The 11,168-nt window shown below is 55.6% G+C and carries 9 protein-coding genes; 2 read left to right on the forward strand and 7 right to left on the reverse strand.

Annotation, left to right across the window (positions count from 1 at the left end; translation table 11 throughout):
• Window positions 1–23: 23 nt before the first annotated feature.
• From MO767_RS11920 to MO767_RS11940, 5 genes are all read right to left on the reverse strand, one after another.
• On the reverse strand, window positions 24–887 hold the full coding sequence (locus MO767_RS11920) for a response regulator (RefSeq protein ID WP_282480652.1): 864 nt from the start codon (window positions 885–887) through the stop codon (window positions 24–26).
• 513 nt (window positions 888–1,400) lie between these two features.
• Window positions 1,401–2,021, reverse strand: a complete 621-nt coding sequence (locus MO767_RS11925) for a tyrosine-type recombinase/integrase (protein ID WP_282480653.1) — start codon at window positions 2,019–2,021, stop codon at window positions 1,401–1,403.
• Window positions 2,022–2,332: 311 nt separating this feature from the next.
• A complete protein-coding gene (locus MO767_RS11930; protein ID WP_282480654.1) occupies window positions 2,333–3,220 on the reverse strand; it encodes an alpha/beta fold hydrolase in 888 nt (295 codons plus the stop codon).
• Between the two features lie 32 nt (window positions 3,221–3,252).
• Window positions 3,253–4,143 (reverse strand): MBL fold metallo-hydrolase, encoded by an 891-nt coding sequence (locus MO767_RS11935; protein ID WP_282480655.1) that lies wholly within the window; start codon window positions 4,141–4,143, stop codon window positions 3,253–3,255.
• Window positions 4,144–4,518: 375 nt separating this feature from the next.
• Window positions 4,519–5,439 (reverse strand): AraC family transcriptional regulator, encoded by a 921-nt coding sequence (locus MO767_RS11940; protein ID WP_282480656.1) that lies wholly within the window; start codon window positions 5,437–5,439, stop codon window positions 4,519–4,521.
• Between the two features lie 174 nt (window positions 5,440–5,613).
• On the opposite strand from MO767_RS11940, the gene MO767_RS11945 reads away from it, so the two are divergent.
• Both MO767_RS11945 and MO767_RS11950 read left to right on the forward strand, forming a co-directional pair.
• Window positions 5,614–6,636, forward strand: coding sequence for an alpha/beta hydrolase (locus MO767_RS11945; RefSeq protein WP_282480657.1), 1,023 nt, complete (start codon window positions 5,614–5,616; stop codon window positions 6,634–6,636).
• Between the two features lie 177 nt (window positions 6,637–6,813).
• A complete protein-coding gene (locus MO767_RS11950) occupies window positions 6,814–8,082 on the forward strand; it encodes an MFS transporter (protein ID WP_282480658.1) in 1,269 nt (422 codons plus the stop codon).
• Window positions 8,083–8,451: 369 nt separating this feature from the next.
• On the opposite strand, the gene MO767_RS11955 is transcribed toward MO767_RS11950, so the two are convergent.
• Window positions 8,452–8,727 carry a hypothetical protein gene (locus tag MO767_RS11955; protein ID WP_282480659.1) on the reverse strand — a complete coding sequence of 92 codons (276 nt, stop codon included), beginning with the start codon at window positions 8,725–8,727 and terminating at the stop codon, window positions 8,452–8,454.
• A 1,193-nt stretch (window positions 8,728–9,920) separates the two neighbouring features.
• On the reverse strand, window positions 9,921–10,616 hold the full coding sequence (locus MO767_RS11965; RefSeq protein WP_282480661.1) for a tRNA (adenine(22)-N(1))-methyltransferase TrmK: 696 nt from the start codon (window positions 10,614–10,616) through the stop codon (window positions 9,921–9,923).
• Between the last annotated feature and the right edge of the window lie 552 nt (window positions 10,617–11,168).

Consider the following 11,168-nt stretch of genomic DNA (forward strand, 5'->3'; position numbering starts at 1 on the left):
CTATTGCCCTGGTTCTCCCATTTCTAAGTTTGGTACAGAACACAGAGTTCGCCCAAGCGGTGCAACAGGGCGGCACCTTGCAGCGGAGCGGGATCCAGGCCACATTGTTGAGCTAGGAGCACAACCCTTTCAGCTAAACGCTCGGCATCATCCAGATGAGCCTGGATGAAAGTCATCAGCATGCCGTCAGGTTGAGTATTGGTCTGTCGCAGTGCCTGGCTAATCGCCAGATTAACGCTGGTAAGCCCTCCTAACCGTGTCAGAGCACCGTTCAAATTCGTGCATGGCTGGCCGAGCCCGAGATACGCTGCACCGTTGGCGGCGGCGATCAAGTGGGCGCATAGCGCCGGGTCATACTGCCAATCATTGGCGAGTTCTCGTAAATCCATTGACGCCCCGCCATAGCCGAGCTGAAGTTTGTCTTTTACCGAGGCCAGTAAAGGTAAGTCCAACTCACCCGCAGACAAACCACTGAGATAGCTGATCAGGTCTTCAGTGTTGACAGCGATCGCTCGGGAGGGCTCATCAAGCGGAAGGAGCGCGTCCAGGCATTGTACGACGCGCGAAACCTGGAATGGCTTGGTGAAAAAGGCACTGATCCTCAGCGATTTTACCGCCAGCACACTGTCTCGATCAGCGCGCCCAGTGATCATGATCAGCGGCGTGCTTTGATCTTTTTCGCGAATTTTCTGCAGCAGTTTGACGCCGGGGGCATCCGGTAGATTCCAGTCGGCCATCACCAACTGATAGGTGCTTGGCTGCCAAGCCTCTAAAGCGCTAGCGACATCGATAAAGCAATCGACCTGAGCAACCGGACGGATGCTCAACACGAGCTGTTTTAAGAGATCTGATATCCAGGGATCATCATCCAGAATCATCACACGCATTTGATAATCCTCACTGGATTGACACGCAACTTAGCAACGTCTTAGTAACTGACTATCAGCCAAAAGCAAACATAGACGTCGTTGAGATCAAGGGGTGAGGTTGTAACCGAGCGATTTTGAGTAAATCACGGCAATTTCCCTTTAACTTGTAGCTTGATAGGTCCTTGAAGGATCGAATCTATTCCTGACCCGCGAACTATACAAGCAAGCAAACAGCTCACAGGGAGTTAGGCTGGCGGGGGTTAGTGCATGAAACGCCGCCATAGCGGAATTGCTTGAGTGATTCCGTCCTGCTGCTCGCTGCCCTAGGCCCCCAAAAATGCGCGACCCCCTCTGACTCACGGATCCAAGCAGTCTTGGCTAACGGCCCGAGCGACAGTCGCACCAGAGTGTTTCGGCTGGTTTTACGCCAACATTTATGGACTGTTCTGGCATTCTTCCAAAGGAACACGTCCCGAATGGCTGCAACGGGTCGGATCGCGACGGTCTAGCATCGACCGTCGCAACGGGTGGTTAAACTTCCGTCTGTTCCGCCATTTCCAAGGCATCATCGACCTCGATTCCCAGGTATCTGACGGTGCTTTCAAGCTTCGTATGACCAAGCAGTAGTTGAACAGCTCTCAGGTTCTTCGTCCTCCGATAAATCAGCGATGCTTTGGTTCTCCGTAGCGTATGAGTACCGTACATCGTTGCGTCAAGGCCAATGGCTGTTACCCACGCTTTGACTATCCGAGCGTACTGTCTGGTGGAGAGATGTTCTGAGTCGTGCAACCGGGTCGAAAACAAGAAGTCCTCACTGCGGAGGTGGGCCTGATGCATCCAAGCCTCCACAAAAGTTCGGGTTTGCTCAGTAATTTCAAATTGCACTGGGTGTTGAGTTTTCTGCTGCATCACGATGGCCCGTGACGACACGCGCTCACCATGGGCTATGTCTCGTACTCGCAACTTGGTTAAGTCACAAGCACGTAGCTTGCTGTCGATGGCCAAGTTGAAAAGCGCCAAATCTCGTGTCTTCTCAGCAAGCTGGAGTCTTACTCGGATTGCCCAGATATCTCTGACTCGGAGCGGGGCTTTCTGCCCGACAATTTTTCCCTTGTTCCAAGGCTGATGGCTGTATGTAGCAATAGTGTTCATGGCTTGTCCTCCACGTTCAGGGAGGACAAGGGTGGATCAGTCACAATGAGTGGTGGTCGCTATTCGACCCAAAGCAGTCAGTCATGAAGGGCAGAAAACGGCCGTTTTTGTTGATTCGACTGAGACATGGAACGGTTCTTTTCTGGTCAACGTCTGAGTCCAGGTGCCGTTGCGTGGTCTTCGTGTTGACGCTCACGCATTCGCCGAACACGGTCACGTCATGCGGCTTTAGCGACTAAGCCCTTTGCCAGTCGTTAGTCAACGGCAAGGGACTCGTTTCAAGCAACTTGAAAGAGTCGGGGATACCGGGATCAGTGAATGTGCTTCTTGACGAAGGTAGCTGTCGTCGAGATCAGTTCGTCGATCTGCTTCTCGTCTTTTTTCATGTTGAAGAAGTGATCCATGGGCCGGACAAGCAACTCATGTTTTCCAGGGTGATAGCTGATAAAGCTTTTCCCGAGGGCTGGCTGCGGAGAAACGATGTCGTCGTTAGTGCCGACCGCGACGAGCAGTGGACCCTTGTAACGGGTGATCTCGGCGGCGGCATCGAGGGTCATCAAGCTGACGAAGAACGCGGATTTAAGCTTGACCTCGCCACCAGCAGGTAATGCCAGTGCGACGGGGGTGTCACCGCTGTGCAACGCTTCCTTGATCTTCTCGGCGCCCCACAGCAGCGGGAACGCGGCTCCCATATTGGTTGCGGGGTTCCAGAGTGCGACCGCGTCGAGTTTATGCGGGGTCCGTCCTGCTACAGCAGCACCCACTGCTCCGCCCATGCTCCATCCAACAAGCGCCATGCGGCTGGCATCGACGCGCTTGGATTTGGCTAGATAGTCGAGAGCAGCCAGCCCATCCACAACATCCGTATCGAGTGTGCCGTCGGTCTTGGCACCATCGCTGTCACCATCAAAGCGGTAATCGATACGGAGACTGGCAATGCCTTGTTTGGCCCAAAGACGTGCGGCACGGGCAAAAATACCTTCATTGACGGCCGGAATGATGAGCTCATCCCTACTGCCCCCGAAACTGTGAAGTAACAGGATTACTGGGGGCTTTTTAACGCCGTCGGGCAGGTTCAGAGTGCCGACGACGTTCATTCCCTCAACGGAGAAGGTGACTTTTTCTTCTGCCGCAGACGCGAAATATGGGGCTGTAACCAGGCTTGCGAGAAGTACTATACGGGTCAAAAAAGTAGACATGGGGGGTGATCCTCAGCTAAACGGCTAAAGGTTTAATTCTTGGGCTGGGGGGCATCGCCCGAAGATGCAGTCGGCGCTCCGAGCAGTCCGATAGCGCTGTACCAGAGCGGTCCTGGATTGATGCGGTCTGGGTGGAGTTCGATCATCTTGTCGAAGAACTCGCGTGGGGTCGGCTTCTCGGCGAGTAGCTTTATGGCATCCAACAGGTATTGGCGGGTCTGCTCCAGAATGACTGGATCATCGGCACGACTTTTCTGTTTGTGCCCAGCAATAACGATGCGCGGTTTCAAAGCTTCTACTTGGTTGATCGCCTTGACCCAAGCTTGGAGCCCCCCGTTGCCACCTTCGAGGAGATATTGGTGTACACCGTTGTAGGCAACGTCTCCGGCCACCACCAGTCCCATGGATGGCACGTGCAGCACCGTGGTGTCGTCAGTATCTGTATGACCGACATCTATGGCCTGGATGGTATTGCCCTCAAGCGTGAAGCCTTCAGCAGGTATCGGTTGAGCATTAACATCGGTCTTTCCAATGAGCCCGGGAAAGTCCTTGTCATATACCTTTTCGCGTCCGACAGTGGCCTGCTGATGCATGAGTCGGATCGTGCCTTCGGTGGCATATACAGTGGCCCCTGGGAACCGCTCGAGGATCTGTTCAGTGCCGAACCAGTGATCGCCATGTCCGTGGGTCACGTAGATGTATTTCAAGTGCTTACCGGATTGCGCAACCCAGTCGCTGACCTTTTGCGTTTGCTCACGGCTCATTGGCGGATCGATCAGCACAGCGTCGGTTTTCCCGAAGATCAGGGTTGAGGTGATCGGCGATGAAACGATGCGATCACCATTGGGTAGGCGTTTATCGCTCGCCCTAGTTACCCCGTCAGTAACGAGTACTTCATAGGACAATGCCGAAGGGTGGGACATATCGTTCTCTCCTGTACTTTTCGCTGCTGCGGACTCGGCAGCGCCTGATAAACAGGAGGCCGTGACCAAGATAGTGGTGAGCAGTGCTCGAATGGAGTTGCTGGGCATAACTGACCTCTATCTAGTGAAGTGGGACGGAGGTTGGACATCTACTTGCGTTGCCGATGTCAGATGCAGCATTGATCGAACCATTAGCCAGGAGTGTAGATTAGTGCTGGGCGCATGAGTCGGTACTCGATGCGATGCAGCTTCGACCGCTTTTGGCCGATTTCTGACTATCTCGATGAGCAGAGATCGGCCAGGAGCAGCCTGTCGGCAAGGTCGTCACTCATGATGTATCCCGCTTTTCATGTGCCGCTCCTGCCCTCATCGAAACTAGCTGACGGCCCCACGCAACACCGCAATATCCCGCTTGGGTGGTGCGCCAAACAGTCGACTGTACTCGCGACTGAACTGGGAGGGGCTTTCGTAACCGACGTTGAACGCTGCACTCGATACGTCCAGGTGTTCATTAAGCATCAAGCGTTTTGCCTCGTTCAACCGCAGCCATTTCTGGTACTGCAATGGGCTCATCGCAGTGAGTTGGCGGAAATGGTGGTGAAAGGTCGGTGCGCTCATCTGCACTTGTGCGGCGAGTTCCTCGACGCGAAGCGGCGAGGTGTAGTGCAGTTTCAGCCAGTCGATAGCCTTGGCAATCCGATAGCCCTGACCATCCACAGCTGTGATCTGGCGCAGCCTGGCCGCCTGGTCACTCAGCAGCAGTCGGTAGTGAATTTCTCGCTGGATCAATGGCGCGAGTACAGCGATCGCCTCGGGCTCTTCCAGCAGTTCCAGCAGACGCCCAAATGAGGCTAACAATGCCGGGGTCACTGAACTGATTCCCACGCTTGTCCCAGCGGCTTTATCACGGCTTGGCGGCAGGCCGCCCTGGGCGATCAACTCAGCCAACATGCGCAGATCGAGCTTCAACGTCAGCCCCAAACAAGGCTGCTCAGGGCTCGCCACCAGCACTTCAGAATTGGCGGGCAAGCCCAACGAGGTGAGCAGAAATCGCGATGTGTCATACAGATATCCTGCACCGCCGACCCACAGGCGCTTCTCGCCTCGGGCGACGAGAATGATGCTTGGCTCGACCATGCAGACGACTGGGGGTGATGGGTGTTCACGCCGAAAGAAACCGAGACCAGCGATAGGCGTTGGGTAATCACCCGGTTGGGTGATCCGAGCGCCAATGATCTGCGCAAGTGACTCTTGGGGCGATGTGTTCTGCGCGTGGATGTCGTTCTTGATGGTCATGGGTGCGTATACCTCGTGAACGAACTCTAACTCGCCAGCCCGTGTCCTTCCCACCGAGAAAATGAAAGCGCATCGGATTAGGCAAGTAATCCAGCGAAATGCACTACAGGACAGACGAGCAGCGCCGGAGAATGTGTCCCTGACGGGCAATAACTCAACGGCAAGGAATATCACATGAAAAGCATGCTGCTGGCCTTAGGGCTGCTCATCACCTCTTTCTCATCAATGGGAGCCGACATGTCAAACGGCGCGGACAATTTCTACCAGAGCGACAAGGTGACCATGCAAAAGGTCGCCTTCAACAACCAATACGGGATGAAGGTGGCAGCAAACCTGTTCACCCCGAAGCGCCTCGACGCAATAGCCAAGCATGCCGCCATCATCGTGGGTCACCCGATGGGCGCGGTGAAGGAGCAGAGCGCGAATCTTTATGCCACCAAAATGGCTGAACAAGGCTTCGTCACGCTGTCGCTGGACTTGTCCTTCTGGGGCGAAAGCGCGGGCACCTCGCGTAACGCCGTATCCCCTGATATTTACGCGGAAGACTTCAGTGCCGCCGTGGATTTTATGGGCACCCAGCCGTTGGTTGATCGTGAGCGCATCGGCGTCATTGGGGTCTGCGGCAGCGGCAGTTTTGTCATCAGTGCCGCCAAGATCGATCCACGCATGAAAGCTATCGCGACCGTCAGCATGTATGACATGGGTGCGGCCAACCGTAACGGTTTGCAGCATGCCGTCACCCCGCAGCAACGACAGCGGATCATCCGCGAGGCGGCCGAACAGCGCGATGTAGAATTCCAGGGCGGTGCAACCAAGCTCACTGGCGGCACGCCGCAGAAACTGACGGGCAACCCAATCGGTGACGAGTTCTACGATTTCTATCGCACCTCGCGAGGCGAGGTCACACCTGCCGGCGCAACGCCACAAACGACCACCATGCCGACACTGACCAGCAACGTGAAGTTCATGAACTTCTACCCGCTCAACGACATCGAGACTATCTCGCCACGCCCCTTGCTGTTCATTACCGGCGCTGCAGCACACTCTCGCGAATTCAGTGAGGACGCCTACCAGCGTGCAGCCGAGCCCAAGGAATTGCTGATCATTCCGGGAGCAGGTCATGTGGATCTGTACGATCGGGTCAGCCTTATCCCGTTCGCCAAACTGACCGCGTTCTTCCAGAGAAATCTGAAGTGATTGATGGGTGCCTGAGATAGGCACCGTTTCTCTCGCGGTACTGATCCTGGTGCCGCGTTTCAGCATCTGTACCACGCCTTGAGTCACCCTTTCATCAAGGGTTCGGCGGATGACAGAGACCACACGCCTGTCAATTCCACCGGCAGTGCGCATCAAGAAACCCAGGTTCTTCTATCCATGACCGATCAAATTGTCTCCCCGCAGAATCGCCAGCAACCCTGGGGCGCAGTTCTCGCCATGTCGCTCGCCGCGTTTGCGCTGGTGGCATCGGAGTTCATGCCCGTCAGCCTGCTGACGCCAATTGCAGCCGACCTGCACATCACTGAAGGGCAGGCCGGCCAGAGTATTTCCGTCTCCGGGCTGTTCGCTTTGCTGACCTGTCTTGTCATCGCAGCGGTAGCGGCACGGGTTGAGCGCAAACAGCTGCTCCTGTCCCTGACGGTGCTGATGATCGTTTCCGCAACGGTGGTGGCCTTCGCGCCGAACTACTCCGTATTTATGGTTGGTCGCGCGCTTATCGGCGTCGCCATTGGCGGCTTTTGGTCACTCTCGGCGGCTACCGCCATGCGGCTGGTATCGGATGAGCAAGTGACACGCGCGTTGGCAGTCGTCAATGGCGGTAATGCTCTGGCCACAGTGATTGCGGCGCCCCTGGGCAGTTTTCTCGGTGCGCTGATCGGCTGGCGGGGCGCGTTTTTTTGTATTGTGCCGGTCGCCGCGATTGCCGTCGTATGGCTGCTGCTCAGCTTCCCCAAGATGAAGACCGAGCGCCGTGCCGCCAGCGGCAATCTGTTCAGACTGATGAAGAGCGCGCCGGTGGCGTTGGGCATGCTGGCGGTCAGTGTGTTTTTCATGGGCCAGTTCATGCTGTTCACTTATTTGCGACCGTTTCTGGAAGCTGTCACCCACGTTGGCGCCTCCGTGCTGTCGCTAATGCTGTTCGTTTTAGGGGCGGCGGGCCTCGCGGGTACTTTCCTGATTGAAGGCTTCCTGAAGAAAGGCATATATCGGACGTTGATCGCCATTCCCATGCTGATGGCCGTCATTGCTCTTGCGCTCGTCTGGTTTGGAAACTCGGCGATAACTGCAACCGTCTTGCTCGGCTTCTGGGGCCTGGTTGCAACTGCAGCACCGGTAGGTTGGTGGTTATGGCTGGCAAAAACCCTGCCAAATGACACGGAAGCGGGAGGTGCACTGATGGTGGCAATTGTTCAGCTGGCGATTGGTTCAGGCGCGACCTTTGGCGGATTGGCATTCGATCTTAGTGGGTATCGAGCGACTTTCGAGTTGAGCGCGGCAGTGCTGATGGTTGCGGCCGTGTTTGCCTACCTGGCTGGACGTGCATCATCAAGAAAGCTTGCTGCTACTGGGGATGCCCCAGCCTGCGGCACACCAGAACACCCTAGACAGCATCAAAGCGCTCTCGGAAATCGACTTTCGCAATAAGCTAGAAGAGGACAGACCACGGGATTGTCGAGGCTGCTGAACGTCTGTTATGGGTCGATTCTGTTGAAAAAGTCGGCCATGGTTTCCGCAGTTGAAAAGTACGCGTCCGAGATTGAAATCTTTACTTTTAGCAGAGGTTTCCAGAAGCAGATTTCACGAAGCAGCGTGTAAAAAAGGCGTTTTCACCGGTCAATGGTCAGCCAGCTTTGGATGACCGACTTTTTCAACAGAATCAGTCGTTTTCAGCCGGTCGCGGCAGACAGAAATCGGCCAAAACCGGGATGTCACGAACGGCCGCAATCGACCGAAGTTGTGTGAAAACGCACTGAATAAGTCAAAAGCTGAGTCTGCTAGACCACAACACTTGTTTTATTTCAGTTCCGTTCTTATCTCGGTTCCGGGCACGAAAAATTTGCTGGGATCATCGACCTTTTTCAGGTCAACCAAGGCTCGGCAAATGCAATGTGAGAATTGTTTCTGCAACGCTTCGGGGTCTTTCCATGCCGCTTGCGATAGCTGCGATTGTTGTCCTTCGGACGATTTATAGCAGACACAATTATCAAGCCGGGTGATGCCGTTATCATTTGTGCTCTGACAAGCAGTGGTAAGCAAAGAGATCGCGATGAGCATTACGAAGCGTTTCATTGGCTCCCCTCCGAGGCTGTTGTGAAGCGCTAACTCTAAATAGACCGCAGTGGGGTGATAGCGCCTCCGCGGGACTGGTGGATAGCACTCCCTGTTCGCGCTTGCCTTCTGATCAGACAGGGTGTTGTAACGGAGTGGTGACCGCTGAAGGCGGTTATACGCCATGGACGGAAAACCTGATCTGCTCAATAAGCCCGACATTAGAAGAAAGCTTAGCTCTCATTTTCCAACACTCCATCCACTGGCTGCTTTGAGTCGATTCTATTGAAAAAGTCGGCCATGGTTTCCGCAGTTGAAAAGTACGCGTCCGAGATTGAAATCTTTACTTTTAGCAGAGGTTTCCAGACGCAGATTTCACGTAGCAGCGTGTAAAAAAGGCGTTTTCACCGGTCAATGATCAAGCAGCTTTGGATGACCGACTTTTTCAACAGAATCAGTCGATTGCTGCCCTTCGCAACCGGTAGCTATCGGCCAGAAGGGACATCGAGATAGCAAACCTCAAAGGGGGCGCCGAACACTGAGGCCGTTGGCTATTTAAGCAGCGGCTCCCTAGAACTTTTCCCTATTTATCTGTCTATGTGGATAGGCACATCCGCTCGGCAAGCGCGAACCCGCAGGCTTCCCGCAGCCAGATGGCCACACGTCCAATTGTCAATCAGAGGTTGTCTTCGCTCATGAAATTCCATGACCTACGGATGGTGCTCTTCGGCCTGTTCGCGTTTGCGGCAGTGGGCTCGGCATCAGCAACACAGATGAAGATCTCAACCCCTGTTTTCGCAACTGAAGTCACAGCCGTTCAGGCTCCTGTCCAGGCCGCCGGCAACCCTTGGCCGACCTTGGCCAGTATGGCCGGCAAGCAGCCAGGGCCGTTGCTTGCCCATGACGACCGAGACTGGCATGACGACCGTTGGCACGATCGGAGAGACGATTGGCGCCGAGACGACTGGCGTAGAGATAATTGGCGTAGAGAGCAAGCCCGCCGAGAAGCTGAACGCCATCGTGATTGGGAGCGCCAGCAAGATCGGGCTATGCGGTACCGCTACGAGGACGACCACCGCTACTATCGTCGCTAGTCCGATCGAAATGCTCATTTACAACCAGTAAAGTCGAGCGCGACCCCGGCCGTTCTTCGCCTGTTTTCGGCTTGCACTGATCGCCGCTCGGCGACTTTTTGTACAAGCCCTGGACCGGGCTCAAGCCAGCAGCTCGGTGATCCACCGGGCCTGCCGGGCGATGTCTTGCACCTTCTCCTCGGGCACGGCCTGCCGCGCACGGGCGAAGTGAGTCAGGGTCTTCTGCTTCTCGCGCAGCATGCGCTGCCACTTGATCAGGAACGCAGGGCTGCGTGCCTGCATCTGCAGCGGGCCGAAGTAAAGCTCCTCGGCGGTGTACATCACCGGCCCGGCGCGCTCGGCGACGATGATTTCGTAGTCGAAGCGATTTTCCCGCAGCAGTTCCTCACAGAGGATGCGGTAGCCATTTTCCATCAGCCATTTGCGCAGTGGCTGCTCGCCGCCGTTGGGCTGCAGGATCAGGCGCTCCTGGCCGCTCAGCCGCGCCTTGCCGCTGTCGAGAATGTCGCGAATCGTCTCGCCGCCCATGCCGCAGATGCTGATCGCCGTGATCCCGTCTCCCGGCTCGATCGCCGCCAGGCCATTGGCCAGGCGCACGGTTATCCGCTGGTCCAGGTCGTTCTCGCGCACGGTGCGTTCGGCCGAGTGGAACGGCGTCAAAGCCACCTCGCCGGCCACCGCCGCCGCGATGGCACCACGGCGCATCAACGCCACCGGCAGGTAGCCGTGATCCGAGCCGATATCGGCCAGGCGAGCACCTGCTGGCACATGCGCCGCCACGCGCTCCAGGCGCTGGGACAATGTGTGTTCGTTCAACTGCAGTTCCTTTTTCAGTGTCCGCATCAGGTCGTTATCAGCAGGTTGCGAAAGGCGCAAGCATCTGTGGTATTGCCGTACCCACATTGTGAGAGATCCCCCATAAATGGGCTGTATTACCCGCATCCTGTTTCAACTTTTTTGATGGAGAACTGGCCACAGAATCAGGCAGCCCCGACGGCGGGGAATTATAGGCTGTTAAATTTTTTGGCATAGAGAATGCTGTGAGTTCACTAGCGCATTAATTGAGAGTTTGAAGCTGTTACCACTGGAAAAACAACTTTCCTGAGGCACTCCCTATACAGGCAACCGTTGCCTTGAAAAACACCTGCGCCGCAGATCAGGCGCGCATTGCTAGCCCTTCTGAGGAGTCACTTTCATGCGCGTCGAGCCGCTAATCCTCACGCTGGTACTCATTCTTTTCATTTTTGCGATAGGGGCAGCCTGGAGTCTTATCAGCTTGTTCAGCAGTTAAGAGTCAGTGGGAAGCACTCAGGTTCGCAGGCAGTCCTATTGAGTTGCGCGACAGTCATTCGCTGAAAATCCGTCGAA

The sequence above is a fragment of the Pseudomonas sp. UYIF39 genome (assembly GCF_029963765.1).
GTDB lineage: Bacteria > Pseudomonadota > Gammaproteobacteria > Pseudomonadales > Pseudomonadaceae > Aquipseudomonas.